Source organism: Rhodococcus parequi, assembly GCF_046042785.1.
Classification (GTDB): domain Bacteria; phylum Actinomycetota; class Actinomycetes; order Mycobacteriales; family Mycobacteriaceae; genus Prescottella; species Prescottella parequi.
The window spans coordinates 207,606-234,324 of record NZ_JBDLNV010000004.1 but is presented as its reverse complement, the minus strand read 5'-3'; the positions used below and the strand labels follow the sequence as shown (position 1 = coordinate 234,324).

Below are 26,719 nucleotides of genomic sequence, written 5' to 3'. Positions count from 1 at the left end.
TTTGTGGATTGCGAAATCGGTGCCCTAAGCTATCCAAGCTCCCAACGGAACGCCGTTGGAGGTACTGGTCGGAGCAATCCGGCGGGCCCCCTTCGTCTAGCGGCCTAGGACGCCGCCCTTTCAAGGCGGTAGCGCGGGTTCGAATCCCGTAGGGGGTACGCTTCACCCACCTGGTGGGGAAGTACAGTTGAATAGCAGTAACAGCAAGGCCCTGTGGCGCAGTTGGTTAGCGCGCCGCCCTGTCACGGCGGAGGTCGCGGGTTCGAGTCCCGTCAGGGTCGCTTGTTCCATCGGAAACGATGGAGCGCGATAGGCATTCGGTTCGGGTGCCGTACGGCCAGGTAGCTCAGTTGGTACGAGCGTCCGCCTGAAAAGCGGAAGGTCGCCGGTTCGATCCCGGCTCTGGCCACCACATGAAGTCTTCGGATTTCGGTGAAAATGTAGTACCGCTCCGCAAGGAGCACAGCAAGGCCCTGTGGCGCAGTTGGTTAGCGCGCCGCCCTGTCACGGCGGAGGTCGCGGGTTCGAGTCCCGTCAGGGTCGCTTTCTGTATTCACAGCGATGCAGTGCGATCCAGGCCCTGGTCACCTTACGGTGCCAGGGCCGTCGTGCTTTCCGGGGAACGTCGGGGCGCTTGGTGGTGCCGCCCCTCCCGTCAGTCCTCCGCGATCCGCTCGGACACTCGGCGCACTGTTGCCGCGAGCAACGGAATCGTGCCCTGCAGTCGATTGTGGTGCACCCGCCCGCGCAGCGAGATGCAGCTGGGCTGAACGTGATCGGATTCGCCGGTGAGCAGCGCTGCGCTCACGGACGAGACGCCCTGTGCGTCGGTTTCCCACGTGCGACCGTAGCGGGTCCGGATGACACCGATTCGTCCGTGCAGCTCCCGGAGCGCCTCCGCGGACAGGACGTCGCCGTACAGGACGTCGACGTGCTCCGGGGGGAGCAGGGACAGCATCGCCCGGCCCTCGCTGGTGAGGTCGGCCCGATTGCGCCCGCCGACCCGCGTCGCGATGGTGTCGGCGCAACGCCCACCGATCTTGTCCAGCCAGACGACGTCGCGACCGTCGAGCACCGACAGGTGCGTGATCATGCGGGTGTGCAGGTGCAACCGGTGCAGGTGCGGGGCGGCGGCGGCGCGGAGTTCGTCGCGCTCGTTGCTGCGTCCCAGGGCGATCGCCCGCCATCCGAGGCGGTAGCCGGTGCGGTTGTGTCGCAGCCAGTTGAGCTGCGTCAACTGATCCAGGATGCGGTGCGTGGTGGATCGGGGAATGCTCGTGAGCTGGACGAGGTCCTCCGCGGTGAGTCGGGTGCCGGCGCCGTCGAACTGGTCGAGGATCAGGGTGATTCGCTCGGCCATCGTCGGGGGGACGTCCGCGACCGCGGTCCTCACTTCGTCGTCGATGACGGTCACGGCTCCTCCACTCCCCGGTGCGATCGCCTACCGGTCCATTCGTTATACCCACCACCGCGCCGCGCAACAAGCCGAACGGGCCGATTTCCACCTCGGCGGTGTGCTACCCGTGAGTACGTGGGGTCTCCGAAAGATATTTCGATGGTACATCTTTCACGATAAGTGAGAACGATGTTTCAATATGGTTCGATGCCTGCGTTATCGTGGCGCGGTGCGAGGTGACTGTGACGCTCCGATGTCGACGGAGGACATGACGGTGCGCCAGCGTGGGCGCCGGGCGGCCCTCACCGAGGCGGTGATCGAACTCCTGCAGGAGATGGAGCCCGATCGGATCCAGATGCGTGAGGTGTCCGAGCGGTCCGGCGTGGCACTGGGGACGCTGTACCGCTATTTCCCCACGAAGGAGCACCTGATGGCGGCCTCCGTGGAGACCTGGAACGACAGGCTGTCGTGCAAGCTCGAGGCGGAACGGCGTCGGGCGGAGGCTGCCGGCGAGTCCGACGATCGCAGCGTGTGCGAGCGGGTACTGGCGCTGTACCGCCGTCAGATGAGGGCATTCCAGAGGGGACCGAACTTCGCCCGCCTCGACCTCGAATTGGCGGCGTCGTCGGATGCCTACGTCCGGCAGTCGATGCAGCGCCGCGCCGAGGGTAATCACGCGGCGACCCTCGCGCTGATGGACGGCGTTCCGGACGAGGTCTCGCGGGTGGCGATCCTGGCGATCGACGGAACGATGCTCGCGGCGTTGTCGTTCTGGACGGCGGGCCGCATCAGTCATGCGCAGGCGGTCCGGAACGTCGAGGACGTGGTTCGCCTCGTGCTCGCCGACTACTCGTGACGGGGCGCCGCCCCCGCAAACTGGAACAGATTCCAGTTTTCGATCCGCGGCGTTTTCCGATTCTGGCCTCGACATCTGCGGAGAATCGTCGACAAATTCTGGACCCTGTTCTAATCTCAGCGCGATGGAGGTGATCGCCCGAGGATTCGGTCGGTTCGCAAGCGGCCGTGGAGGGTGCCCTCGGCTCGGATAGGGGTTCGATGGGTGACCGGCACGTCGTCGACGTATTCGACGACATCAGGGACCTGTTGCCGATGTTGCGCGACCGCGCGGGCCAGGTCGAGAGGGACCGAGAAATCTCCACCGACGTCATCGCCAGGCTCACCGGGATCGGCTTCTTCCGGCTGCTTCAACCCCGCGCCTTCGGTGGGTTCGAGGCCGATCCCCGCGACTACTACGCGGCGGTGCGCTCGCTCGCCGGCGCGTGCGGATCCACCGGGTGGGTCGCGTCGGTCGTCGGAGTGCACGCGTGGCAGCTGGCACTGTTCGACCTGCAGGCGCAGCAGGACGTCTGGGGGGAGAACCGGGACACGCTGATGTCGTCGGCATATGCCCCGATGGGGCGGGCTGTCCCGTCCGACGGCGGGTTCTTCTTCTCGGGACGGTGGAGCTACTCCTCCGGGTCGGCGCACGCCGACTGGGTGCTGGTCGGCGGCCTCGTCGTCGACGACGCGGACGACCCCATCGACTTCCGTACCTTCCTGATCCCGGCTCGTGACTATCGCATCGACGACGTGTGGCACACCGTCGGACTGCGGGGCACCGGAAGCAACGACATCGTGGTCGAGGACGTCTTCGTGCCCGACTACCGGACGCTGAGCTTCACGTCCACGGTCCGGTGCGCCGGACCCGGTCAGGCGGTCAACACGGCGCCGCTCTACCGCTTGCCGTTCTCCGCGGTCTTCTCGACGACGATCACCGCGCCGATCATCGGCATGGCAGACGGGGCGTACTCCGCGTTCACCGCGCACCAGACCGGTCGAACCGCCGCTGTCAGTCCGTTGCGGTTCGCCGACGACCAGTTCATGCAGGCGGCGCTCGCCGAGTCGGCGCGGGACATCGAACTGGCCTGGATGCAGTTGGAGCGCAACTTCTCCGAGATGCTGGACTTCGCGCACGCGGACGTCCGCATTCCGGTGTCGTTGCGCGTCAAGACCCGTCGCGACCAGGTGAGTGCGTCGGCCATGGCGGTCGGGGCGATCGACCGATTGTTCGACCATTCCGGTGGGGGTGGCCTGCGCACCGACACCCCGATCCAGCGTTTCTGGCGGGACGCCCATGCGGGCCGGGCGCACGTGATCAACGACCCGTACCAGCCACTGGTGCTGTTCGGGCGCAACGAACTCGGCCGGGACATCCACGACGCGTGGGTGTGAACTCCGGGCGGCACGAATCAGGTAGGAGGCGAAACATGCAGTCGTACGGTGGACCCGAGCAGTGGGACGGCGAGGCGGACGTCGTGGTGGTCGGCTTCGGCGCGGCCGGCGCCAGCGCCGCGATCGAGGCGGCCGACCTCGGTGCCGACGTGCTGGTCGTCGAGCGGTTCCAGGGGGGCGGCGCGACCGCGATCAGCGGCGGAATCTATTACGCGGGTGGTGGTACCGCGCAGCAGAAGGAGGCCGGCTTCGACGACACCCCGTCGGCGATGTTCGACTACCTGAAACTCGAGACGGCGGGCGTGGTCTCCGACGAACTGCTCGAGGACTTCTGTGAGCGCAGTGTCGAGAACCTGCAGTGGCTCGAGCGGCTGGGGGTGCCGTTCGAGGGCAGCATGGCGCCGCGGAAGACGTCGTACCCCACCAACGAGTACTACCTGTACTACTCGGGCAACGAACTGGCGCCGCCCTACAAGGACGCGGCGACACCCGCTCCGCGTGGGCACCGGACCAAGGGCAAGGGAACCTCGGGCAAGGTGTTCTTCTCGGCGATGGCGAAGTCGGCCCGCAAGCGCCGCAGCATCGATGTGCGCTGTCAGACCACCGTGACGTCGTTGATCACCGACGACGCGGGGACCGTGATCGGTGTCGAGTGCCGTGAGGTGGATCCGCGGGCCCGCGGGCGCCGCGTCCTGCACCGCGTGCTCGGGTCGCTGAACCGCAAGTGGAACCTCTACTACCGTCCGGTCGGCCGCCTCATGGACGCGCCGATCCGTCGGATCGAGGACAGGCATTCGGTGGTGCGCCGGTACCGCGCGCGCAACGGCGTGATCCTCGCGGCCGGTGGCTTCGTTTTCAACCGGGAGATGCTCGGCGAGCACGCTCCGCGCTACCTCGGCGGGACCGGTCTGGGCACGATCGGCGACGACGGCAGCGGCATCCGGCTGGGGCAGTCGGCCGGCGGCGCCACCGACCGCATGGAGCGCGTCTCGGCGTGGCGCTTCTTCAATCCGCCGATCGCGATGACCGAGGGGGTGCTCGTCAACAAGGAGGGCGAGCGCATCTGCAACGAACTGTTCTACGGCGCGAAGATCGGCGAGCACATCGCCGATCAGACGGACGTCTCCGCCTACCTGGTCGTCGATTCCCGCGTCCTGGCCGACGCCAAGCGCCAGGTGCCCGAACAGACACTGTGGTTCCAGCGCCTGCAGACGACGTACCTCTACACCGTCGGACACAAGAAGGGCGCGACGGCGGAGGAGCTCGCGCGCCGTACCGGCATCGATCCGGCCGGCCTGGCGCGGACGCTCGAGCGGTACAACGCGGACCGCCGGGCCGGGGCGCCCGACGCGATGGGCAAGGATCCCGCCCACGTCACGCCACTCGTCGACGGACCCTTCTACGCGTTCGACTGCTCGATCCGGGTACAGGCCGGATTCCCGTGTCCGGTGCTCACACTCGGCGGTCTGACGGTGGACGAGCGGAGCGGGGCGGTGACCGGGGCGGACGGCACCCCGATCCCGGGTCTGTACGCGGCCGGGCGCACCGCGGTCGGAGTGTGCTCGGAGTCCTACGTCAGCGGTCTGTCGATCGCCGACTGCGTGTACTCGGGCCGTAGGGCGGGGGCCGTCGTGGCACGGGGTTCGTCGCTCGCGTAGCCTCCGGACATGTGTCTGGCGATTTCGAATCGACCCGTCGTCGGCTGACGACCAAGCAGGCCGAGACGGTGTCTCGGCTGACTCGCTGCGCCGTGGAGGTGTTACGCGAGAACGGGTTCGCCGGATTGACCGTTCGTTTGGTCGCGGCGCGGGCGGGGGTCGCGCCCGCGACCGCCTACACCTACTTCTCGTCGAAGGAACACCTGGTCGCGGAGGTGTTCTGGCGCCGACTGTCGGCCATGCCGACCGACGACGTGGTCTCCGGCGACCGGAGTACCCGCGTGGTCGACGTTCTGCGTAGCGTCGCGCTGCTGGTCTCGGACGAGCCCGAACTGGCGGCGGCTGTCACGACCGCACTGCTCGGCCGCGACCCCGACGTCGTGCACCTGCGGGCGCGTATCGGACTCGAGATCCGCAAGCGTCTGCTCGACGCGATGGGCGACGAACCCGACGACGATCTCCTCGAGGCACTCGAGATGCTGTACGCGGGCGCGTTGCTGCGGGCGGGGATGGGCTACGACTCGTACGGGCACATCGCCGATCGGCTCGAGATCTCGGCGCGGATGCTGCTGCCGTGATCCCGAGCCGACGTGGCGCGGCTCAGACGGTGTAGCCGCCGTCGACGTTGAGCTTCTGGCCGGTCACGAAACCGGCCTTGTCGCTCGCGAGGAAGCAGACGGCTTCGGCGATGTCGATCGCCGTGCCGAACTTCTGCAGCGGGATCCGGCTCATCGCGACGTCGAGAGCCCGCTGGTCGAGGTTATGGGAACTGATCAGGCGTTCGGCCATGCCGTCGGTGAGCATGCCCGGGCCGACCGCGTTGAAACGGACCCCGAAGCGCCCCTCCTCGGCGGCGAATCCGCGCACGAGGGCTTCGACGGCGCCCTTGGTGCCCGACGACAGGCCGTCCCGGACGGGGTAGCGGTCGGTGGCCGCCGTGGTCACCGCGACCACCGAGCCCGACGCCTCGCGGAGCGCCGGCAGACAGGACTGCACGACGGTGAAGAACGCGGTGGCCTCGTCGGTGAGATGCGCCGCGTACGTGGACGGCTCGACCTTCGACAGGTGCACCATCGGCACGTGGGGGCCGGCCGCGTGGACGAGGATCGACAGGTCACCGAAGTCCGCGGTGATCGTGCCGACCAGGTCGGCGAGCTTCCCGGCGTCGGTCAGGTCGACCGAGTGCGCCGCGGCACGTACGCCGAGTTCCTCGGCCTCGGCCACCAACTTCGCTGCGGCGTCGGCGTTGGACCGGTAGGTGAGGACGACGTTGCGTCCCTCGGCGGCCAGTTGCCGGACGATCGCGGCACCGATCCCGCCGGTGCCGCCGGTGACGAGGGCGGTGGCGGTGGTCGAACTCGAGGATGTTGTGCTCACTGGTGTGCTCCCTGCTTGCGTCGTTCCGTGCGAGATGTCAGGCAACCTAGCACTTGCTTGGTTCTCGACGGGTCGATTGAACCCACGCAGCGGGAAAAACCTGCTGCGGGCTCAGACCGCGAGCGTCCGGCGGCTCTCGAAGCGGCGACGTGCTCCGGTGTAGGGATCGTCGAACTCGAGCCTGCGGGCCAGTAGCCGAAGCGGTTCGCTGTAGTCGTCACCCGCGACGTCGTAGAACCGCGGGTAGAAGTTGTCGCCGATGATCGGGATGCCCAGCGAGCTCATGTGCAGACGCAATTGGTGCGTCTTGCCGGTGCGGGGCAGCAGTCGGTACCGGCCGACGCCGGCGTGCGCGTCGATCAGTTCGATGCGGCTTTCCGCGTTCGGTTCACCGGCCACCTCACGCGCCTGTAACACCCCGCGTTCCTTAATGATTCGACTTCGCACCGTGACGGGAAGTCGCACCGTCTCGTCGTGCCGGGCCAGTGCCTCGTACACCTTGGTCGCGCGTCGCTCGTCGAACAGCGACTGGTAGGCCCGGCGGGCCTCTCGGCGCACCGTGAACAGCAGGACACCTGCGGTGATCCGGTCCAGGCGATGCGCCGGCGTCAGTTCGGGCAGATCGAGATCGCGGCGCAGGCGGACCAGGGCGGATTCGACGACATACGCGCCGCGCGGCGTGCTCGCGAGGAAGTGGGGTTTGTCGACCACGAGGAGGTTTTCGTCCCGGTGCAGGATGTCGATCTCGAACGGCACACGCTTCTCGGCCGGCGGATCGCGGTAGAGATAGAGGAACGCGCGCGGCGCGTACTCGGTGGCCTCGTCGATCGCGACGCCGTGCTCGTCGACCACTTCACCGGCGCGCACCTTCTCGCGCAGTCTCGCCGCGTCGGACGGGAAGCGCGCCGAGAGGTAGGCGAGCGCCGTGGGCCACGGGCCGTCGTCGGGCAGGCGCAGCCGGGTGGGGTTCAGTCCGTCGCGGACGGGTAGGGGAGCGGCGGGCACGTGTCGACGGTACCGGCCCGAACTCGCGACTGGTCGTGCGCAGGGCGTTGACGTGCACACATTCTTACCTTACCCTTCGGTAAGTTGCGGCGTCCGCCACTCTCGAGGGGTGGGTGGTGGCGCTGCCTTCTTCTCTCGCACGTCCGTCAGGACGGCACGATCGAGGCAATTCGTCAACAACGCGCGCGGTCCGTTTCGTGGCTGAGCGCCCGCCCGCGGTGCGTCTGCGAGGGGCCCGGCCCCCGGAGGCGCGCGAGGCGCGCGCGTTGCCCCTCCCGAGCGCCGCCGTTTCTGCTGTTCGCGCCGCATGGCGGGGTTCCGGAATTGGGCTACCACGTATTCGGTGAAATCCGGGAAACTCTCAGGGAACTCTCAAGAATGGTTGTTGCGAGAGTTTTACCACATTTCGGTGCGCTAACGGACGGGCTCCGATCGGTGATCAACTGATGATTGTGTTCGTTGTTCGTCGAGGTCGGCGGCAGGTGTCAGGAAGCGGTTTCGATGTATTACTCCGGAAATTGGGAGAGGGCCTGGCAGCGTCGACTGGTAGCTGTTCTCGTCGCGTTGATCACCTGCGCGGGCTGTGTGCTCGTTGCGGCGCCGGATGCCGCCGCGGGTCCCGCGCGCCAGGTCCCGAGGGGTGGCTACCAGGAGTTGTGGGTTCCTTCCTCGATGGGGGACATCAAGGTTCAGGTCCAGTGGGCATCCCGGGGCGGCAGCGCATCGCTGTACCTGCTCGACGGCATGCGGGCACGCAACGATCGCAACGCCTGGAGCTTCGAGACAAACGCGATGGAGCAGTTCGCCCTGGACAACGTCACCGTGGTGATGCCCGTGGGCGGTGAGGCCAGCTTCTATTCGGACTGGTACAACCCCAGTAATTTCAACGCGCAGCCGATCACGTACAAGTGGGAGACTTTCCTTACGCGCGAACTGCCCGATTATCTTGCCAAATTCGGTGTGGACCGGACGAATACCGGGGTCGTCGGTTTGTCGATGGGCGGAACGGCCGCGATGACGCTCGCCGCCTACCATCGGGACCAGTTCCGATTCGCGGGTTCGCTGTCCGGCTACCTCAACACGACGGCGCCGGGCATGCGGGAGGCGATCCGGATCGCGATGTACGACGCCGGTCGGTACAACGCCGATTCGATGTGGGGCTTCCCGTGGGACCCGGCCTGGATGCGCAACGATCCGTTCGTCTCGGCGCCGCAACTGCAGGGCTTGTCGATGTACGTGTCCGCAGGCAACGGGATACCGGGCGTGTACGACCGCCCCACCGACCTGGTCGGCTACTGGAACACCACGATGGCGATGGGCCTCGAGTTCCTGTCGATGGTCACCACGCGGGCCTTCCAAGTTCGCCTGCTCACCCTGGGAATCCCGGCGAACTTCCAGTTCCGCGGTACAGGTACCCACGCCTGGCCGTACTGGTCGGGTGAGCTCTGGCAGGCGCGGCCGCAGATCCTGAACGCCCTGAACGCGTGGTGAGGACCTCTCGCGCATCCGTACTCCCGCCGCCGCGATTTCCGTAGGGTGTGGCCATGACCACATGGGACGCAGGGGACATCGTCGATCAGAGCGGCCGCACGTTCGTCGTGACGGGGGCGAACAGTGGGCTGGGGGCCGAGGCGGCCAAGGCGCTCGTGCGGTCCGGGGCGCACGTGATCCTCGCGTGCCGCAACGTCGACAAGGGAGAGGCCGTCGCGGCGCCACTGGGAGAGCGCGCGGAGGTGCGACGCCTGGACCTGGCGGATCTGGCGTCGGTGCGGGAGTTCGCGGATTCCGTGGGCGAGGTCGACGTGCTCGTCAACAATGCGGGCGTGATGGCAGTGCCGCTCGGTCGCACGGCCGACGGCTTCGAGATGCAGATCGGCACCAATCATCTGGGCCATTTCGCGCTCACCGGCCTGCTGCTGGGCAAGGTCGCCGACCGCGTCGTGACGATGTCCAGCACGATGCACAAGATCGGCAGTATCGACCTCGACGATCTGAACTGGGAGCGCCGCACGTACCGGCGCTGGCCCGCGTACGGGCAGTCCAAGCTCGCGAACCTGCTGTTCACGTACGAGTTGCAGCGCAGGCTGTCCGCGGCCGGATCGAAGGTGCGGGCACTGGCGTCGCATCCCGGGTACGCGGCGACGAATCTGCAGTCGCACACCGAGTCGATCTCGAGTCGGGTCATGGCGCTGGCGAACCCGTTCATCGCGCAGTCGGCCGCGATGGGCGCGCTGCCGATGCTGTACGCCGCCACCGTGCCCGACGCGATCGGCGGCAGCTACCTCGGCCCGTCGTCGCTGTTCGAGACGCGGGGTCACCCCAAAGTGGTTTCCTCGAACCGGAAGTCGCACGACCGGAGCCTTGCGCGACAATTGTGGTCGGCGTCGGAGCAACTCACCGGCGTCACCTACGACTTCGGAGGCTGACCGCGTTGGCGATCGAGCGACTCAACCACGCCGTCCTGTTCGTGTCGGACCTGCAGCGCAGTCTGGCGTTCTATCAGGACGTGCTGGGGTTCACGGCACTGCCGGGCGGATTTCCCGGTGCGGCGTTCCTGCAGGCGCCGGACTCGGCGAACGACCACGACCTGGGCCTGTTCCAGAGTCCCGACCCGGGGAGCCGGGTGACGCCGGGCAACGTCGGGCTCTACCACCTGGCCTGGGAGGTCGACACACTCGCCGCCCTCGCCGAGATGCGTGACCGCCTGCTCGCGGCGGGCGCGTTGACCGGCGCCAGCAACCACTGCTCCACCAAGGCGTTGTACGCCGCCGACCCGGACGGCATCGAGTTCGAGGTGTGCTGGCTGGTCCCCGACGAGCTTGCGATCGACGAACTGGTTCCCGCGCAGCCGCCGACGCGTCCCCTCGACATCGCTGCGGAGATCGCCCGCTACGGTGCCGACACCCACGGCGGTCCGCGTACCGATCGGCATCTGTGGGAGCGCGTGTTCGCGGCCCGGGCACGCGGTTGATCTAGCCGGCGATCGCGTCGGCGTCGCGCCGGTCCGCTGGGTTCGGGCGGCCGCCCTGTGGGGTGGCCCGCCACGCGGTCCAGCCGCCGGCGAGTGCAAGTGCAGCGAAGCCGAACAGCAGCAGTTGCGCCGAGCGCATCTCGGACTGTCCGCCGAGGTTCACCAGCACGCCCGCCAATGCGGTGCCGAACGCGTTGGCGATCAGCTGCACGGTGTTGATCGCGGCGGCGGCGCGGGCGCCCTCGGCCGGTTCGGCCACGGCGTTCATGGCACCGACCGCCAGATGCGGCCACGCGATGCCGATGCCCGCACCGGCGATGATCAGCCCGGTCGCCCAGAGCACGACGCGTCCGCTCCCGGCCTGTTCGGCCAGGACGACCGCCATGATCGCGAGCCCGGCCGCGACGAGGATCGGTCCCGACCGGACGATCCGGCGGACCACGTGCGGAGCGACGGCCGACGCGCTGGGGATCTCACCCACCGTCCACCCGAGAGCCAGGGCAGCACCGAGGAAGCCGGCCACCACGGGTGCCAACCCGGCGAGTTGCTGCCCGGACAGCGGGACGAACGTCTCGACCGTCGACGCCATCGCGAGAACCGCGATGGTCAGGTACACCCATTTCAGGGACGACGCCGTGAACGTCGACGGCGGCAGCACCCCGTGCGGGCTGCGCCGATCGGCCGCGACGAACCACACGACCAGCGCCACCGCGCCCGCGACCGCGACACCGGCGATCGCGGCGGACGACAGGAGCCCGGCGACACTCACCAGCAGGGTCGCGGCGGTGAGCAGCGCCAGCGGGACGACCGGCACGGGCGCGACAACGCGCTCACGTTCCGCTCTGTGCTGTGGCAGGACCACCGGAACGAGGACGGCGACCGCGACGGTGCATACGATCAGGGCACCGAAAGCCCAGCGCCACGCGCCGAACTGTGCGAACGCCCCGCCGACGGCGGGACCCACCAGGGTGCCGACACCCCACATGGTGGAGACCAGCGCGCTGGCGCGGGTCCAGAGATGCCGGGGCAGTGCGGAGTTGATCACCGCGTATCCGAGACCGGCGAGCAGGCCGCCGCCGAAACCCTGCACGGCGCGTCCGGCCAGCAGCAGCTCCATCGTCGGGCTCAGCGCGCACACCACGGTTCCGAAGGCGAAGAGGGCAAGGCCGATCAGATAGGCGCCGCGGGGGCCGCGGGCGGCGAGCGTCCGGCTGACGATCATCGACGAGAGCACCGACGCGATGAGGAACACGGTCGACGTCCAGGCGTAGTAGCGCAGCCCACCGATGTCGTCGATCGCAGTGGGTAGCAGGCTGCTCGTGAGATAGACGTTGGTCGCGTACAGCGCCACTCCGCCGGCCAACACGGTGGCGACCCCGAGATGTCGCCCGCTCAGCAGTTGACCCCAGGTGCCGGAGCCGTCGGTTCGGGTTGTCATGGACCCGAAGGTAGAAGCTCGAGTGCGCTCGAGGTCAAGGGCGGACGACCCGGCGCAGAGCGGTGTGTCGGTTGTCACAGAAGGACGTCGGGAAGATGTCTCGCGGGCAGAACATCCAGGTCACGGACCTGTTAGCGACTCTCGCGGCGGCCGGGTGCGACCCGCGCGCCGAGGATCCTGGACGGTCGGGAATTGAATCTTCCCCAGGCATGTTCCATGAGTCAGTAAGACTCAACTTTGGAGGAGGCTGCGAATGCCGGCATTCTTCGGGCCCGAGGGGCCCGGGCGCATCGATATCACCCGTCTCATGAGCAGCGACACGCAGTTGCTCATGGCGGAGGCCGCGCAGTTCGCGGCCGGCCGGGGTGACACGGGCCTGGACGCACTGCACATCCTGCACGTGGCCGCGGTCAAGGACCCGGTGCGCGACATGGTCAAGCGAGTGGGCGGGGACCCGGAGGCGATCTCGAAGGACGCGGAGGCTCACCTGCCCCGCGGTCGGGAGGCCGTCTCGATCTCTCCGACGGTCACGGCCGCCGGACGTCGGGCGCTGCTCGACGCACACCAGATCGCGCGTGCACTCGGTTCGACCTACATCGATCCCGAGCACATCTTCTTGTCGCTCGTCTCGAACGGGGACTCGACGACCGGACGCATTCTCGCGTCCGCCGGCGTGACCCCGGAGTCGATGCAGTCTGCGGTGAACGCGAGTTCGGCGGAGCCACAGCAGGAATCGGCCACGCCGACGCTCGACAAGTACGGCACGGACCTGACCGAACGGGCCCGCTCCGGCGGCGTCGACCCGGTCATCGGACGGAGCGACGAAATCGAGCAGGCCATCGAGATCCTGGCCCGCCGCACCAAGAACAACCCGGTTCTGGTCGGTGAGGCCGGCGTCGGCAAGACCGCCGTCGTCGAAGGCCTGGCACAGCGCATCGTGGACGGTGACGTCCCGGAGGTGCTGGCGGACAAGAAGATCGTTCAGCTGGACCTCGCGGGCATGCTGTCCGGAACCCGCTACCGCGGTGACTTCGAGGAGCGCCTCACCAAGGCGGTCGACGAGATCGTCGCGCAGGACGGCCGACTCATCGTGTTCATCGACGAGCTGCACACCATCGTCGGTGCGGGCGCCGGCGGCGAGGGTGCGATGGATGCCGGAAACATCCTCAAGCCCAAGCTGGCTCGCGGCGACCTGCGCATCGTGGGTGCGACCACGCTCGACGAGTACCGCAAGCACATCGAGAAGGACCCGGCGCTGGAGCGGCGGTTCCAGCCGGTGACCGTGAACGAGCCGAGTCAGGAGGACGCCAAGGCGATCCTGAGCGGCCTGCGCGAGCGGTACGAGGATCACCACCGCGTCAGCTACACCGACGAGGCGATCGCGGCTGCCGTCGAACTGTCGTCGCGGTACATCGCCGACCGGTACCTGCCGGACAAGGCGATCGACCTCATCGATCAGGCGGGCGCGCGAAAGCGCTTGCAGCTCGGGGCCTCCAATCCGGACGCCAAGGCGCTGCAGCAGCGGATCGCGCGGCTCGAGAAGTCGAAGGACGACGCAGTGGCGGCCGAAGACTACGAGCGCGCGTCGCAGCTGCGCGACGAGATCGCGGGAGCCGAGAAGCGACTCGCCGAGACTCGCGCGGGTGAGCCGGCCGCGGTGGAGACGCCGGCGGTGACCGCCGAGGACATCGCGGAGATCGTCGCGCGGTCCACGGGTATCCCGGCCAGTCAGATGACGCAGAAGGACAAGGAGCGTCTGCGCCGCCTGGAGGACGAACTGCACCAGCGGGTCGTCGGCCAGGAGGATGCGGTGAAGGCGATCGCACGAGCGGTGCGACGCAGCCGGACCGGAATGGGTGATCCCCGTCGTCCGGTCGGCAGCTTCCTGTTCCTCGGTCCGACCGGTGTCGGCAAGACCGAACTGGCGAAGGCGTTGGCGCAGTCGCTGTTCGGTGACGAGAGCAAGATGCTGCGGCTCGACATGAGCGAGTTCGGCGAGCGGCACACCGCGAGCCGGCTGGTCGGGGCGCCTCCGGGCTACGTCGGCTACGGCGAGGCCGGTCAGCTCACCGAACAGGTGCGACGTCACCCGTATTCGGTGATCCTGCTCGACGAGATCGAGAAGGCGCACCCGGACGTGTTCAACGTCCTGCTGCAGGTGCTCGACGACGGACGGCTGACCGACGGTCAGGGCCGGACGGTGGACTTCAAGAACACAGTCCTGATCATGACCAGCAACCTCGGTTCGGACATCATCTCGAGCAAGGGCGGGGCGCTGGGCTTTACCACCGGTGACGCCGCCGCGGCCGAGAAGCCGTTGCGCGATCGGGTGATGGGCCGCCTGCGGGAGTCGTTCCGGCCGGAGTTCCTCAACCGGATCGACGAGATCGTGATCTTCCGCAAGCTCGAGGCCGACCAGTTGCACCGGATCACCGATCTGCTGCTGGGTGAGAGCCGGGATCGGCTGCGGGCGCAGGACATCGACATCGAGTTCACGCCCGATGCGGTGGACTGGATCGCCGAGCACGGGCACCAGCCCGAGTTCGGGGCACGGCCGCTGCGCCGAACCATCGCCCGTGAGGTCGACGACCGGATCGCCGATCTGCTGCTCGACGACGTCCTCGACGCCGGTGGGCGGATCACGGTGAAGGTCACCGACGACGAACTGGATCTCGTGGTCAGCTGACCCGAGGGAACGACAAGGGCGGGACAGGTGAAAACCTGTCCCGCCCTTCGTCGTATGTGACGGTCAGCGCACGCGGAGTCCGTCGATGTAGATCGAGGTGATCTCGCGTGCGAAGTCGGCGTTGGACTTCTGCGGCGATGCGCGGAACCACCGACTGGTGAGCCACACCGAGTCCCGCATCAGCTGATAGAAGGTCGCGGCATCGACATCCGAGCGGAGTTCGCCGTCCGCCTGGGCCTCCGTGATGCACTGCATCCATAACCCTGCCGCGAAGTCGCCCTTGTCGTCCAGGCTGGCCTCGAGCATCTTGTCTCGCATGTACTCCGTCTCGACCTGCCAGATCGCCGTCGCGTGGCGGTGGCGCTCGGCGGCGTCGATCGCCACCAGCACGAGGGCCTCGAGCCGTTCGATCGGCGGGAGGTGCTCGGCGATCACCGCGGAACAGAGTTCGTAGAGTTCCTCGACGTAGACCCGGATGATCTCGGTGACGATCGCTTCCTTGGACGGGAAGTAGTGGTAGAGCGTTCCCGAGTAGACGCCACAGGCGTCGGCAATCTCCCGCACCGTCGTGGCGGAGATGCCCTTGGTCGCGAATATCTCGCCGGAACGATCGAGGATCTGGCGCCGTCGTTCCTGCGGATCCATACGGATTTCCCCCTGTGCCTGGGTCGATTCGGTGGCGCCCCATGGTACCGGTGCGCGTCGAGCCCCTCGGCGGCCCGGCACAGCCATCCTATATTGATTGATCGCTTGCTCAATCGCGTGTCTTGGATCACAATGATCGGCAACGTGTGACGGACAGAGCGGGAGCGGTGAATGGGTGTACTCGAGGGTGATGTCGCGCTGGTGACGGGTGCCGGCCAGGGGATCGGGCGGGGCATCGCCCTGGCGCTGGCAGACGCGGGGGCGCGTGTGGCGGTCGTGGGGCGCACGTTGTCGAAGGTCGTCGATACCGCCGACGAAATCGTTCGTCGCGGCGGGGACGCTGTCGCCCTGCAGTGCGACGTGACCGACCCCGTGCAGATCGACGGCGCGGTCGCCGCCGTGGCCGCGCAGTACGGCGGTCTGTCGATCCTGGTGAACAACGCGCAGACGCCCGCCCACGGGATGCTTCTCGACGTCAGCGAGGACGACTACCAGGGGAGCATGGACTCGGGCCCGCTGGCGACGCTCCGTCTGATGCGCGCGTGCCATCCGCACCTGAAGGGGAGGGGGTCGATCGTGAACCTCGGCTCCGCGGCCGGGTTGAAGTGGGATCCGACCGGCACGGGCGCCTACGCGGCCGCCAAGGAGGCTGTGCGGGTACTCACTCGGACGGCGGCCTGCGAATGGGGTGCGGACGGAATCCGCGTCAACGCGGTCCTGCCGCTCGCATCCTCGCCGTTGATGGACGAGTGGGCCGAACTGAACCCGGAGGCGTACGACGAGTACCTGCGAAGCGTGCCGCTCGGACGTCTCGGTGACGCCGAGTCCGACATCGGACCCGCCGTGGTCTTCCTATGCAGTTCCGCCGCGCGCTACATAACCGGGCATTCGCTGCCGGTCGACGGAGGGCAGGCTTTCCTGAGGTGAATGTCCTCCGAAATTCTTTACCGCTCAACGGAAATCGACCAGGGAGACCGTGCTCACTGCTCGTAGGCTGGGCGAATACAGTTCCAACGGAAGGATCGCGCAATGCAGCCGGTCGAATGCGGAGCGTGCGGTAACCGCGTACTCGTCGAGAAGTACAGCTCGACGCACACCAGCACGCAGTGGCTCGAGGATGCGGAGACGGCATGTGCCGAATTCCGTGCGGCCGCCGAGAACGGAACGCACAGCATGTACGTGCGGACGTGCGGCGCACTGAACGAGAGCATCGACGAAGCCGTCGCCGAGGGACGTCTGGGCGAGTCGCACCGGACCGTGCCGGTCTCGGGATCGACGGCGGAAGTGCGCCCCTACTGATAGGCACCGGAACCAGATTTTCTGCTGTTCCGAACTTTTCGACGCTGCTCGCGTAAGGGCGGGAAGCGTTCACTTCTTCGAAGGAGGCAAGATGACCGAGATTTCCGACGACGTCGAGATCCGGGAGATCGTGGCGGGCAGCAATCCCGACCGCTTCGCTCGTGGCTGGCACTGCATCGGCCGGGCACAGGACTTCCGTGACGGAAAGCCGCACCAGGTCAAGATCTTCGGCACCGACCTGGTCGTGTTCGAGGACAGCAAGGGCGAACTGCAGGTCCTCGACGCGTTCTGCCGTCACATGGGTGGCAATCTCGCGATGGGCGAGATCAAGGGCGACACCATCGCCTGCCCGTTCCACGACTGGCGCTGGAACGGCAAGGGCAAGTGCACCGACATTCCCTACGCCCGCCGTGTTCCCCCGGTCGCCAAGACCAAGTCGTGGGTCAAGCTCGAGCGCAACGGCCTGTTCTTCGTCTACAACGATCCGGAGGGCAACCCGCCGCCGGCCGACGTCACGATCCCGCAGATCGAGGGTTACGACGAGGGCGGTTGGAGCGACTGGAGCTGGAACACCTACGTCGTCGAGGGCTCGCACTGCCGCGAGATCGTCGACAACGTGGTGGACATGGCGCACTTCTTCTACGTGCACTTCCAGATCCCGACCTACTTCAAGAACATCTTCGAGGGTCACGTCGCGACCCAGGTGATGCGCTCGGGTGGTCGTGACGACATCCAGACCGGCGTCCAGCTGGGCATGGCGGAGGCCGAGACGATCTCGGACGCTTCGTACTTCGGTCCGTCCTTCATGCTCGACACCGTCTACACGGTTGCGGGGGACATCAAGGTCGAGACCAAGCTGGCCAACTGCCACTACCCGATCACGAACAACTCGTTCATCCTGCAGTGGGGCACCATCGTCAAGCGGACCGAGGGTCTGTCGGACGAGGACGCCAAGGCGATGGCGGACCAGTTCACCGAGGGGGTCGAGCACCAGTTCAAGCAGGACATCGCGATCTGGAATCACAAGAGCCGGATCGAGAACCCGCTGCTCACCGAGGAGGACGGCCCGGTCTACCAGCTGCGTCGTTGGTACCAGCAGTTCTACGTCGACGTCGCGGACGTCACGGAGGACATGACCAAGCGCTTCGAGTTCGAGGTCGACACCACCCGCGCTCAGCAGAACTGGCGTGGCATCGTCGCGGACAATGTGGCGAACGGTGTCAAGCCCGTCGAGCTGGTTGCGGACGTCTGAGTCCGTCGGCCGTGACAGCTGTGCCCCTGCCGACATTCGGCAGGGGCACAGCTGTTTTCACGAGTATCAGGCCGGAATGGGGCGCAGCGCGCGGCTGCCCGCCATGTGCCGCCACGTGGCGAGTGCGGCCATCCGGACCGGCGCGACCAGCGCCGAACTGTTCATGCTCTTGGTCGGACCACACACCGAGATCGCGCCGACGGTGTGCTTGCCGTCGCCGATCGCGGCCGCGACGCAGGAGACTCCGACAGTGGTCTCGTCCCGGTCGTGCGCGATGCTCTGGTCCCGGATGCGGGCGAGTTCGACGCGCAGTCGCGTCGGGTCGCCGATCGAGTTCGGGGTGGGGCCCACGACCGGCTGCGGCATGACTGTCTCGGCGTCGATTCGCGCGCCGGCGAGCAGTGCCTTGCCGATCGCGGTGCGGTAGGCCGGCTGGCGACCGCCGACCCGGGACGGGACCGACAGCGTGAAACGGCCGCCGATCTTCTCGAGATACAGGGCGTCGGGACCGTCGAGCACCGCGAGGTGCACGACGAGGCCGGTGGCGTTGTGCAGTTCGTGCATCACCGGCAGCGCCGCCTGGTGCACGCGGTCGTGGTGCTGCGCAAGGGACCCGAGCTCGAGCATCTTCATACCGAGTTCGTAGGCATGCCCCTGTCGCCGGATCCAGCCGATCCGCACGAGCTGCAGCAGCATGCGGTGTGTGGACGATCGGGGGAACCCGGTTCGCCGGGCCAGCTCCGACAGCGTCAGTCGGTCGGCTTCCCGGAATGCGTCCAGCAGGACCGCGACGCGGTCGATGACTGCGATGGGGGAGCTTGCGTCTGTCGTCGTCATGACGTTCTGAACCTCCAGGGTGCTCGCATTCCGGCTGATTGAGCAAGCGTTCAATCAAGTGTGCGAACTGTATCAGCGTGAGCCGCGTCGCTCCAGCCACCCGCGTGAATTCGTTTCGGGCACCGAGCGGTCGATGTGATGATGTCGGGGCCACGGAATGCTCGGTGGACTTCACCCTTCCGGGGAACGCGACCGACTTCCTCGTGTGCGTCGGCGTCGACGACCGGGACATCGCGTCGGTGTCCATGGGGAGCCGAGTTCCAGCCATCTCGACGCCGATACCGGCGCACCTGTTCCCGGAACCGGGCTACGCGAAAGCAGTAACGCGGCAAACGGATTGACCGACGATCGTCTGTTGGCCGGGGTCCGTCCGTCGATCCAGGCCACCTTCCCGTTCATCGGGAAGCGATGAAGGTGAGCCGCGTCTCACCTCCTAATGTGCGTCCGGTCACTGTTCGACCCGAGCTGGAATGTGTAGGTACAAATGGCAGTCTCCGTCTCTCAGGGTGATGCAGCCCCCGTTCGGGGTGCCGGCGACGCCGGTGGCTCGACCGGGTACTGGATCCGCGTCCTGTTGATCCTCGTTCTGCTCACCGAGCAGGCGGCGCTCGCCTTTGCACTCTTCACCCCCGCGCTCCCCAAGATCGCCGCCGAGTACAAGACCACGCAGGTGGTCTGGGTGATGACGGCGCTCGTGTTGGCCGCCGCTATCGCGTCGCCGATCCTCGGCAAGCTCGCGGACGTCTACGGCAAGAAGCGCATCCTGGTGGTGACCGCCGCGATCGCGAGCCTCGGCGCCCTGATCTCCGCGATCGCGCCGACCTTCCAGATCCTGTTGGTCGGCCGCTTCCTGTCCGGCGTCGGCTTCGCTTTCACCGCGCTCGGCTACTCGCTCATCCGCGACGTGTTCCCGGCCCGCCTGCAACCCATGTCGATCTCGATCGCCAACACCGGTGTCGGCGTCGTCACCGTCGTCGCCCCGCTGATCTCCGGCTACATGCTCGACCACACCGGCGTCTCGTCGGTGTTCTGGTTCTCGTTCGGGTTGTGCGCAGTCGGCGGTCTGCTGACGCTGTTCTTCGTGCCGGAGACCCCGGTCCGTGCCAAGGTGTCCGTCGACTGGCTGGGCGCGTTCCTGCTGACCGTCGCATTGTTCACCGTCATGCTCGCGCTGTCGCTGGGCGCCGGCTGGGGCTGGCTGAGCGGTAAGACGCTCGGCACGCTGGCCGTCACCGTGATCTTCGCGGTCGCCTGGGTCGTCTGGGAGCGGCGGGCTCCCGAACCGCTCATCAGTATCGACGTGCTCGCCAGCCGCAAGGTCGGCATCACCTTGCTCGCCGGCGGCATCGCCTACGGCGCGACGACGCTCACCGCGACACTGATCCCGATGCTGCTGCAGACGCCGAACGAGGCGGCCGACTACGGTTTCGGGCTCACGGTCACCGACATGGCGCTGTGGATGCTGCCCGGCGGCTGCCTGATCGTCCTCGGTGGTGTGTTCGTCGGAGCGACGGCGAAGCGCATCGGCTTCCGCCAGCACCTCGTTCTCGGGGCCGTCCTCATCGCGCTGGGTGCCACCTGGCTGGCGACGACGCCGGACCAGGCCTGGCAGGTCGTGTGCGCGTACGGCCTCATCGGCTTCGGCTCGATGATCTACGCCGCGATCCCGAACCTGGTGATGATGGCGCTGCCCGAGGACCAGCGGGCGATCGGGGCCAACTTCACAGGTCTGTCGCAGTCGATGTTCGGCGGCATGCTGTCCTCGGTGGGCTTCGCGCTGTTGGCACAGCACGTCATGACGGTCGGCCCGGCCGGCCCGGTCTACAGTTCGGACGGCTTCTTCGTGGCCTTCATGGTGGCGGCCGGCGCCGCGCTGCTCGGCGCGGTCCTGGCCTTCGGTATCACCGTCGGACGCCGCGGCGAGGGATAGTCCGGCAACAGATTTCGACGCCCCGGGGCCTGCACCGTGATCCGGTACAGGCCCCGAGGCGTCCGGCTGCCCGTCAGGCCACCACCGAGCGCTGCGGAACGCCGGTGTATTCGCTGAGCGGGCGGATCAGGGCGTTGGATTCGCCCTGCTCGATGATGTGTGCGGTCCATCCGGTGATGCGGCTCATCACGAAGATGGGGGTGAAGACCTCGATGTCGAAGCCCATCAGGTAGTACGCGGGCCCGGTGGGGAAGTCGAGGTTGGGCTTGATGCCGGTCGCCTCGTTCATGGTGCGCTCGAGGATCTCGTACATCTGGACCCACTTGTCGCCGCCGGTCTTCGCGGCGACATCGAAGAACGCCTGACGCATGGTCGGGACGCGCGAGTCACCGTTCTTGTAGACGCGGTGTCCGAAGCCCATGACCTTTTCCTTGCGGGCCAGCTTGTCCTTCATCCACGCCTCGGCGCGCTCGGGATCGCCGATCTCGATCATGTCGTGCATGACCGCCTCGTTGGCGCCGCCGTGCAGCGGGCCCTTGAGGGTGCCGATCGCGGCGGTGACGGCGCTGTAGATGTCCGACAGTGTGGAGGTCACCACGCGGGCGGCGAAGGTGGAGGCGTTGAAGCTGTGCTCCGCGTACAGGATCAGCGAGACCTCGAACGCCTTGACGATCTCCGGTGCGGGGATCTCGCCGAAGCACATGTTGAGGAAGTTCTCGGCGAATCCGAGGTGGCTGTGCGGGGCGATCGGGTCGAGCCCGTGGCGACGGCGATGGTCGGCGGCGACGATGGTGGGGAGCACCGCCATCATCCGCAGTGCCTTCTCGCGGTTGGCCTTCGGGGAGTTGTCCGCCTCCTCCGGATCCTCGGCACCGAGGAAGCTGATCGCGGTACGCACCACGTCCATCGGGTGGCAGTTGTCGGGCATCTTCGCCACCAGCGAGAGAAGCGACCGGTCCGCGCGGCGGCTGGCCCGCTCACGCTGGCAGAACAGCTCGAGCTGGGCGTCCGAGGGCAGCTCGCCGTTCCACAGCAGGTACGCGACCTGCTCGAAGCTGGTGTTCGCCGCGAGGTCCTGCACCGCGTACCCGCGGTAGGTCAGCGAATTGGTCTCGGGCACCACCTTGGAGATCGCGGTGGTGTCGACGACGACACCGGCCAGGCCCTTGTAGATCGTCGGGACTGCATTGGTCATTGGTTCCCTCCGAGCGTGAAGTTGAAGATGCCGGAATCGAATTCGTTGTAGCGCTCGTACTCGAGCAGTTCGTACAGCCGGGAGCGGGTCTGCATCCGGTCGAGTTGGCCTTCTTGCGTGCCCGTCTCGTGGATCTCACGCAGGCCCCGTTCGATGGCGCCCATCGCCAGTCGCAGGGTGGTGACCGGGTAGATCACCGCGTTGTAGCCGATCTCCTCGAGCACCCGTGCGGGGATGAGCTTCGACTTACCGAACTCGGTCATGTTCGCGAGCAGCGGGATATCCACGGCAGCACGGAACTTCGCGAATTCCGCCTCGGTGTGTAGCGCCTCGGTGAAGATCAGGTCGGCGCCGGCGTCCGCGTAGGCCTTGGCCCGCTCGATCGCGGCATCGATGCCGTCGATGCCCGCGGCGTCGGTGCGAGCACAGATCACGAAGTTCGGATCGCGACGGGCCGTGACGGCGGCACGTAGTCGTCGGACCATCTCGGCGGTGGGGACGATGGCCTTGCCGTCGAGGTGCCCGCAGCGCTTGGGGTTGACCTGGTCCTCGAGGTGCAGACCGGCGACGCCGGCGTCCTCGGCGGCGAGGACGGTGCGGGCCGCCGACATGGGCTCGCCGAAGCCGGTGTCGGCATCGATGAGCACGGGCAGGTCGGTGACCCCGGCGATCTGCCTGCTGTGCTCGATGACTTCGGTGAGCGTGGTCAGCCCGATGTCGGGCAGCCCGAGCCCGGCGGAGAACGCTCCGCCCGAGACGTAGACGCCCTCGAACCCGATCTCTTGGATCAGTTTGGCAGTCAACGGGTTGATCGCGCCGGGCAGGCGCTGGATCGTGCCCGACGACAGGCCCGCGCGCAGCGCCTTGCGCTTGTCGACGGCCGAGGTGGTGGCGGCGATGAGACCCGACATGTCAGAACAGTCCCTTCGGTGACTTCGGGGCACGGGCGAGGACGTCGTCCGAGACGGTGAACGTGAGCTGGTTCAGCTCGCCGGCCTTCAGTTCGGGGGTGCGCTGCGCGGCGTCGAGGAAGCGATCCTGCTCGGCGGGGTCGACGACGCCCTCGGCGAGGGTGCGGAACTTCGCGATGTACTGGCCCCGCGCAAAGGGGCGGGCGCCGAGCGGGTGCGCGTCGGCGATCGCGAGCTCGTCGACGATGACCTCGCCGTTCTTCAACGTGACCTCGGCGCGCGCGCCGAAGGCCTTCTCGGCCGGGTCGGTCGAGTGGTAGCGGCGCGTCCACTCCGGATCCTCGGCGGTGGAAATCTTCTTCCACAGCTCGATCGTGTCCGGACGCTGTGCCCGCTCGGGGGCGTAGGACCGCTCGTGGTGCCACGTGCCGTCCTGCAGGGCGACGGCGAAGATGTACATCACCGAGTGGTCGAGGGTCTCGCGGCTGGCGCGCGGATCGAACTTCTGCGGATCGTTCGAGCCCGTGCCGATGACGACGTGGGTGTGGTGGCTGGTGTGCAGCACGATCGACGCGATCTGATCCAGGTCGCCGATGCGCTCTCGCATCCGGCGGGCGAGGTCGATCGGGGCCTGGCTCTGGTACTCGGCCGAGTGCTCCTTGGTGTAGGTGTCGAGGATCGCGCGCTTGGTCTCACCCGGGCCGGGCAGCGGCACAGCGTATTCCGCATCCGGGCCGCCGAGCAGCCACGCGATGACACCGTCCTCGCCCTCCCAGATCGGAGACGGAGCGCCCTCGCCGCGCATCGCGCGGTCGACGGCCTCGACGGCCAGCTTGCCGGCGAGCGCCGGAGCGTAGGCCTTCCAGCTCGAGATCTCGCCCTTGCGGGACTGACGCGTCGCGGTGGTGGTGTGTAGGGCCTGCCCGATCGCCTGGTAGACCGTCTCGGTGTCGAGCCCCAGCAGCGTGCCGATGCCGGCCGCGGCGGACGGGCCGAGGTGCGCGACATGGTCGATCTTGTGCTCGTGCAGGCAGATCGAGCGCACCAGGTCCACCTGAACCTCGTAGCCGGTGGCCAGACCGCGAATCAGATCGGCGCCGTCGCGTCCGGTGTGCTGGGCGACCGCGAGGATCGACGGGATGTTGTCGCCCGGATGCGAGTACTCCGCGGCCAGGAACGTGTCGTGGAAGTCGAGTTCACGCACCGCGACGCCGTTGGCCCATGCAGCCCACTCGGGCGAGTACGTGCCGCCGACGCCGAAGACCGTCGAGCCCGGGCCGTACGGGTGAGCCAGGGCCTGGGCGCGTGCGTTCGCCACCGGACGGCGGGTCACCGACGCCGCCGCGACAGCCGCGTTGTCGATGATCCGGTTGACGATCATCTCGGAGGTGTCGGCGGGAACCTCGACCGGATCGGTCGCGATCTCGGCGATCTTCCAGGCGAGATGTTCGTGCTTGGGGAAGTTCTCAGCGGAGCGGCGGGTACGAACGGAATGCGTCTTCAAGGCTGTGTCCTCCGGAGGTTCGATACTGCTTTTCGCAGCGTATGCAGGAGCGGTGCGGTGGGAAAGGCCCTGAATATGCGTACTTTTGCGGCGTGGATCGACCGGGTTTGCAAATGGTGCGAATGTCGCCCGTTGTGCTTGAGTGGAGGCGACGGGAAGGAAACGAAGGGTGCAGAAGATCTACGGCGGCCCACGGTTGCGCCGGCTGCGTGAGGAACGCGGTCTGACGCAGCTCGCGCTCGCGCGCATCCTGGATCTGTCGGCGAGCTACGTGAATCAGCTCGAGAACGATCAGCGGCCGTTGACGGTGTCCGTCCTGCTCAAGCTCAATGCGACGTTCGACCTCGACGCCCACTTCTTCGCCGCGGAGTCCGATGCGCGATTGGCCGCCGACCTGCAGGACGTGTTGGCGACCCTCGGACCTCCGCCGCCGTCCCCGGCCACCATCGAGGAGTTCGTCGCGCGCATGCCGGAGATCGGGCGCGCACTCGTCGGCGTCCATCGCCGGCTGCAGGCCGCGACCGAGCAGCTCGAGCAGTTCAGCGCCCACCTGGCGGCGCCCGCGGTGGCCGGGGCGGGCGATGTGACGCCGATGCCGTTCGAGGAGGTCCGAGACTTCTTCTACGACAGGCACAATCACATCGCGGAGCTCGACGATGCGGCGGAGCGGCTGTTCGAGGACAGTGGCCTGCGGGTGGGATCGTTGGACGTGCAGCTGACGGCACTGCTCGAATCGGAGCACGACATCCTCGTTCGTGTGCGCACCGATCCGCCGGACCGGCCCGGACCCAAGCGCGTCTACGACGCCACCACCCGTGTCCTCACGCTGTCGCGGCACCTGTCGCCCGGGCAGCGCGCGTTCCAGATCGCCACGCAGCTTGCATTTCTCACGCAGGCTCCGGTGATCGAACGGCAGCTCGAGGCCGCTACGGGGCTGAGTGAGAATGCGCGGGAACTGGCGAAGATCGGCCTGGCAAACTACTTCGCGGGCGCGCTGCTGCTGCCGTACACCCAGTTCCTGGACGCCGCCGAGGGCCTGCACTACGACATCGAGATGCTCGCGCTGCAGTTCGAGGTCGGCTTCGAGACGGTCTGTCACCGGCTCTCGACGATGCAGCGGCGCAACCGGCGTGGGGTGCCGTTCTTCCTCGTCCGCACCGACCGGGCGGGAAACATCTCGAAGCGTCAGTCCGCCACCGCATTTCACTTCTCGCGGGTCGGCGGGAGCTGTCCGCTGTGGGTGGTGCACGACGCGTTCGGTACCCCGGGGCGCATCGTCACCCAGGTGGCGCAGATGCCGGACGGCCGCACCTATCTGTGGATCGCCCGCACCACCGACGATGGCGCCCGCCCCTACGGGGTGCCGGAACGCAGCTTCGCCGTCGGTCTCGGCTGCGACATCACCCACGCCGATCGTCTCGTCTACTCGCGAGGTCTCCGACTGGACGAGCAGATGTCCCCGGTGCCGATCGGGGCCGGGTGCAAGATCTGCGAGCGGACGGACTGCGCGCAGCGGGCGTTTCCACAGATCGGCCGTCCGGTTCGCGTGGACGTCGACTTCAGCAGTCGGCTGCCGTATCCGCCCGTGTCCTGAATCCGGCGGCACCAGGACCCGCCGTATGCCACGGTCCAGAGGTGAGCACGGATCCCGGGTCCGGTCGCGACCTCGATCTGGTCCAGTTAGGACCGGTCGAGGTGGACCCGTCTGTCCTGGAGGGGCCGGGAGCGTCGCTGTGGGATCTCCTCGGGGATCGTCGCATCGAGATGCGATCCCCGGACGATTTGCTCGATCTTCCGCGTCACGGCTGGCGGCGGCTCGTCCCGAGTGGCGCCGACGCCACGGAAGTCCACGAGGTCTTCGCGGCTCCACACGGGGAAGTGCCCGGCGCCTGGGCGCTGGTGTTCGTCGACACAGATCCGGTCCGGCGCGTGAGCGCACACCCCGACCCGATCCGAGTGCACCGCTGCCGCGCCGCGCGCCGGGTCGGATTGGAGTTGCGCTGGCCCTGCGAGCAGCGCGCTCGTGCAGGGGCGCTGCCCGGCGTGACGATCGAGTTGGTGAACACCGCGGACACGACGTGGGTCGACGAGGCGGGGGACCACATGACCGTCCACGGCTGGATTCTCGACGAGAACGGCCAACGGATCGTGCCGGGATTGTTCTTGTTCTCGGATGCGCCGAGACTGCCCGACATCGCGCCGGATGATCGAATGTCTCTGCGCGTAGACCTGGTTACCCGCGACGTCGAGCATCTCCCTCCGGGCCGCTACACACTCGTGGCCGAACTCCACGACCTGGCGCTGGCGTCGCCTCCTGGCGCCTTGGTCCTGTACGCCTCCCCTCCCGAGGCCATGTAAGCGCTCGTCCGTCGCCGGGCAGTCC

23 protein-coding genes and 4 tRNA genes are annotated in these 26,719 nt (G+C 67.5%); 18 read left to right on the top strand and 9 right to left on the bottom strand.

The window, feature by feature from the left end; genetic code table 11:
- Positions 1-85: 85 nt before the first annotated feature.
- The 4 genes from ABEU20_RS12845 to ABEU20_RS12830 all read left to right on the top strand — a co-directional run bounded on the left by ABEU20_RS12845 (position 86) and on the right by ABEU20_RS12830 (position 543).
- Positions 86-158 (top strand) — tRNA-Glu (locus tag ABEU20_RS12845).
- Positions 159-207: 49 nt separating this feature from the next.
- Positions 208-281: transfer RNA gene (locus ABEU20_RS12840), tRNA-Asp, on the top strand.
- A gap of 54 nt (positions 282-335) precedes the next feature.
- A tRNA-Phe gene (locus tag ABEU20_RS12835) sits at positions 336-412 on the top strand.
- A 57-nt stretch (positions 413-469) separates the two neighbouring features.
- Positions 470-543: transfer RNA gene (locus tag ABEU20_RS12830), tRNA-Asp, on the top strand.
- Between the two features lie 112 nt (positions 544-655).
- Here the strand turns inward: ABEU20_RS12830 and ABEU20_RS12825 are convergent.
- Positions 656-1,414 carry an IclR family transcriptional regulator gene (locus ABEU20_RS12825; protein ID WP_420164803.1) on the bottom strand — a complete coding sequence of 253 codons (759 nt, stop codon included), beginning with the start codon at positions 1,412-1,414 and terminating at the stop codon, positions 656-658.
- Positions 1,415-1,649: 235 nt separating this feature from the next.
- On the opposite strand from ABEU20_RS12825, the gene ABEU20_RS12820 reads away from it, so the two are divergent.
- From ABEU20_RS12820 to ABEU20_RS12805, 4 genes are all read left to right on the top strand, one after another.
- Positions 1,650-2,252 (top strand): TetR family transcriptional regulator, encoded by a 603-nt coding sequence (locus ABEU20_RS12820; RefSeq protein WP_420164802.1) that lies wholly within the window; start codon positions 1,650-1,652, stop codon positions 2,250-2,252.
- A 200-nt stretch (positions 2,253-2,452) separates the two neighbouring features.
- Positions 2,453-3,628, top strand: coding sequence for a 3-hydroxy-9,10-secoandrosta-1,3,5(10)-triene-9,17-dione monooxygenase oxygenase subunit (gene hsaA / locus ABEU20_RS12815; RefSeq protein WP_420164801.1), 1,176 nt, complete (start codon positions 2,453-2,455; stop codon positions 3,626-3,628).
- A 35-nt stretch (positions 3,629-3,663) separates the two neighbouring features.
- Positions 3,664-5,286, top strand: coding sequence for an FAD-binding protein (locus ABEU20_RS12810; RefSeq protein ID WP_420164800.1), 1,623 nt, complete (start codon positions 3,664-3,666; stop codon positions 5,284-5,286).
- A gap of 11 nt (positions 5,287-5,297) precedes the next feature.
- Positions 5,298-5,864 carry a TetR/AcrR family transcriptional regulator gene (locus tag ABEU20_RS12805; RefSeq protein WP_420164799.1) on the top strand — a complete coding sequence of 189 codons (567 nt, stop codon included), beginning with the start codon at positions 5,298-5,300 and terminating at the stop codon, positions 5,862-5,864.
- A gap of 22 nt (positions 5,865-5,886) precedes the next feature.
- Here the strand turns inward: ABEU20_RS12805 and ABEU20_RS12800 are convergent, their stop codons facing one another.
- Positions 5,887-6,663: an SDR family NAD(P)-dependent oxidoreductase gene (locus tag ABEU20_RS12800; protein WP_420164798.1), complete on the bottom strand. Its 777-nt coding sequence runs from the start codon at positions 6,661-6,663 to the stop codon at positions 5,887-5,889.
- 111 nt (positions 6,664-6,774) lie between these two features.
- On the bottom strand, positions 6,775-7,668 hold the full coding sequence (locus ABEU20_RS12795; RefSeq protein ID WP_420164797.1) for a pseudouridine synthase: 894 nt from the start codon (positions 7,666-7,668) through the stop codon (positions 6,775-6,777).
- A 501-nt stretch (positions 7,669-8,169) separates the two neighbouring features.
- Between ABEU20_RS12795 and ABEU20_RS12790 the strand changes: the two genes are divergently transcribed.
- Genes ABEU20_RS12790 through ABEU20_RS12780 form a run of 3 tightly spaced genes read left to right on the top strand, consistent with a single transcriptional unit; the run spans position 8,170 to position 10,639 of the window.
- Positions 8,170-9,159, top strand: coding sequence for an alpha/beta hydrolase (locus ABEU20_RS12790; RefSeq protein ID WP_420164796.1), 990 nt, complete (start codon positions 8,170-8,172; stop codon positions 9,157-9,159).
- 53 nt (positions 9,160-9,212) lie between these two features.
- Entirely contained in the window at positions 9,213-10,094 is an 882-nt protein-coding gene (locus ABEU20_RS12785; RefSeq protein WP_420164795.1) for an oxidoreductase, read from the top strand.
- 5 nt (positions 10,095-10,099) lie between these two features.
- Entirely contained in the window at positions 10,100-10,639 is a 540-nt protein-coding gene (locus tag ABEU20_RS12780) for a VOC family protein (protein WP_420164794.1), read from the top strand.
- Position 10,640: 1 nt separating this feature from the next.
- Here ABEU20_RS12780 and ABEU20_RS12775 read toward each other — a convergent pair whose 3' ends face one another.
- On the bottom strand, positions 10,641-12,077 hold the full coding sequence (locus ABEU20_RS12775) for an MFS transporter (RefSeq protein ID WP_420164793.1): 1,437 nt from the start codon (positions 12,075-12,077) through the stop codon (positions 10,641-10,643).
- A 253-nt stretch (positions 12,078-12,330) separates the two neighbouring features.
- On the opposite strand from ABEU20_RS12775, the gene ABEU20_RS12770 reads away from it, so the two are divergent.
- The gene (locus ABEU20_RS12770) at positions 12,331-14,763 is read left to right on the top strand and encodes an ATP-dependent Clp protease ATP-binding subunit (RefSeq protein WP_420164792.1); all 2,433 of its coding nucleotides are present in this window, start codon (positions 12,331-12,333) and stop codon (positions 14,761-14,763) included.
- Positions 14,764-14,826: 63 nt separating this feature from the next.
- Here ABEU20_RS12770 and ABEU20_RS12765 read toward each other — a convergent pair whose 3' ends face one another.
- Positions 14,827-15,408 carry a TetR/AcrR family transcriptional regulator gene (locus tag ABEU20_RS12765; protein ID WP_420164791.1) on the bottom strand — a complete coding sequence of 194 codons (582 nt, stop codon included), beginning with the start codon at positions 15,406-15,408 and terminating at the stop codon, positions 14,827-14,829.
- A gap of 171 nt (positions 15,409-15,579) precedes the next feature.
- Here ABEU20_RS12765 and ABEU20_RS12760 point away from each other — a divergent pair, with 171 nt between their 5' ends.
- From ABEU20_RS12760 to ABEU20_RS12750, 3 genes are all read left to right on the top strand, one after another.
- Positions 15,580-16,335, top strand: coding sequence for an SDR family NAD(P)-dependent oxidoreductase (locus ABEU20_RS12760; protein WP_420164790.1), 756 nt, complete (start codon positions 15,580-15,582; stop codon positions 16,333-16,335).
- Between the two features lie 102 nt (positions 16,336-16,437).
- Entirely contained in the window at positions 16,438-16,707 is a 270-nt protein-coding gene (locus tag ABEU20_RS12755) for a hypothetical protein (RefSeq protein WP_420164789.1), read from the top strand.
- A 91-nt stretch (positions 16,708-16,798) separates the two neighbouring features.
- Positions 16,799-17,959, top strand: a complete 1,161-nt coding sequence (locus ABEU20_RS12750; protein ID WP_420164788.1) for a Rieske 2Fe-2S domain-containing protein — start codon at positions 16,799-16,801, stop codon at positions 17,957-17,959.
- A gap of 66 nt (positions 17,960-18,025) precedes the next feature.
- Here the strand turns inward: ABEU20_RS12750 and ABEU20_RS12745 are convergent, their stop codons facing one another.
- Positions 18,026-18,796, bottom strand: coding sequence for an IclR family transcriptional regulator (locus tag ABEU20_RS12745; RefSeq protein ID WP_420164787.1), 771 nt, complete (start codon positions 18,794-18,796; stop codon positions 18,026-18,028).
- Between the two features lie 484 nt (positions 18,797-19,280).
- On the opposite strand from ABEU20_RS12745, the gene ABEU20_RS12740 reads away from it, so the two are divergent.
- A complete protein-coding gene (locus ABEU20_RS12740) occupies positions 19,281-20,726 on the top strand; it encodes an MFS transporter (protein WP_420164786.1) in 1,446 nt (481 codons plus the stop codon).
- 73 nt (positions 20,727-20,799) lie between these two features.
- On the opposite strand, the gene ABEU20_RS12735 is transcribed toward ABEU20_RS12740, so the two are convergent.
- From ABEU20_RS12735 to prpD, 3 genes are read right to left on the bottom strand one after another with little or no spacing between them, the layout of a single operon-like run.
- Positions 20,800-21,921 carry a bifunctional 2-methylcitrate synthase/citrate synthase gene (locus tag ABEU20_RS12735; protein ID WP_169619770.1) on the bottom strand — a complete coding sequence of 374 codons (1,122 nt, stop codon included), beginning with the start codon at positions 21,919-21,921 and terminating at the stop codon, positions 20,800-20,802.
- Entirely contained in the window at positions 21,918-22,832 is a 915-nt protein-coding gene (gene prpB, locus ABEU20_RS12730; protein WP_420164785.1) for a methylisocitrate lyase, read from the bottom strand. Before prpB ends, ABEU20_RS12735 begins: the two co-directional genes overlap by 4 nt.
- A 1-nt stretch (position 22,833) precedes the next feature.
- Entirely contained in the window at positions 22,834-24,336 is a 1,503-nt protein-coding gene (prpD, locus tag ABEU20_RS12725; RefSeq protein ID WP_420164784.1) for a 2-methylcitrate dehydratase PrpD, read from the bottom strand.
- A 169-nt stretch (positions 24,337-24,505) separates the two neighbouring features.
- Between prpD and ABEU20_RS12720 the strand changes: the two genes are divergently transcribed.
- Positions 24,506-25,930 carry a short-chain fatty acyl-CoA regulator family protein gene (locus tag ABEU20_RS12720; RefSeq protein ID WP_420164783.1) on the top strand — a complete coding sequence of 475 codons (1,425 nt, stop codon included), beginning with the start codon at positions 24,506-24,508 and terminating at the stop codon, positions 25,928-25,930.
- Between the two features lie 41 nt (positions 25,931-25,971).
- Entirely contained in the window at positions 25,972-26,694 is a 723-nt protein-coding gene (locus tag ABEU20_RS12715; protein WP_420164782.1) for a hypothetical protein, read from the top strand.
- The last annotated feature ends 25 nt before the right edge of the window (positions 26,695-26,719 follow it).

Coding starts and splice junctions, on each gene's coding strand:
- ABEU20_RS12755 (WP_420164789.1), top strand. CDS start 16,438: ATGCAGCCGGTCGAATGCGGAGCGTGCGGTAACCGCGTACTCGTCGAG.
- ABEU20_RS12785 (WP_420164795.1), top strand. CDS start 9,213: ATGACCACATGGGACGCAGGGGACATCGTCGATCAGAGCGGCCGCACG.
- ABEU20_RS12790 (WP_420164796.1), top strand. CDS start 8,170: ATGTATTACTCCGGAAATTGGGAGAGGGCCTGGCAGCGTCGACTGGTA.
- ABEU20_RS12750 (WP_420164788.1), top strand. CDS start 16,799: ATGACCGAGATTTCCGACGACGTCGAGATCCGGGAGATCGTGGCGGGC.
- ABEU20_RS12740 (WP_420164786.1), top strand. CDS start 19,281: ATGGCAGTCTCCGTCTCTCAGGGTGATGCAGCCCCCGTTCGGGGTGCC.
- ABEU20_RS12735 (WP_169619770.1), bottom strand. CDS start 21,921: ATGACCAATGCAGTCCCGACGATCTACAAGGGCCTGGCCGGTGTCGTC.
- ABEU20_RS12745 (WP_420164787.1), bottom strand. CDS start 18,796: ATGACGACGACAGACGCAAGCTCCCCCATCGCAGTCATCGACCGCGTC.
- ABEU20_RS12820 (WP_420164802.1), top strand. CDS start 1,650: ATGTCGACGGAGGACATGACGGTGCGCCAGCGTGGGCGCCGGGCGGCC.
- ABEU20_RS12760 (WP_420164790.1), top strand. CDS start 15,580: ATGGGTGTACTCGAGGGTGATGTCGCGCTGGTGACGGGTGCCGGCCAG.
- hsaA (WP_420164801.1), top strand. CDS start 2,453: ATGGGTGACCGGCACGTCGTCGACGTATTCGACGACATCAGGGACCTG.
- ABEU20_RS12810 (WP_420164800.1), top strand. CDS start 3,664: ATGCAGTCGTACGGTGGACCCGAGCAGTGGGACGGCGAGGCGGACGTC.
- ABEU20_RS12765 (WP_420164791.1), bottom strand. CDS start 15,408: ATGGATCCGCAGGAACGACGGCGCCAGATCCTCGATCGTTCCGGCGAG.
- ABEU20_RS12775 (WP_420164793.1), bottom strand. CDS start 12,077: ATGACAACCCGAACCGACGGCTCCGGCACCTGGGGTCAACTGCTGAGC.
- prpB (WP_420164785.1), bottom strand. CDS start 22,832: ATGTCGGGTCTCATCGCCGCCACCACCTCGGCCGTCGACAAGCGCAAG.
- ABEU20_RS12770 (WP_420164792.1), top strand. CDS start 12,331: ATGCCGGCATTCTTCGGGCCCGAGGGGCCCGGGCGCATCGATATCACC.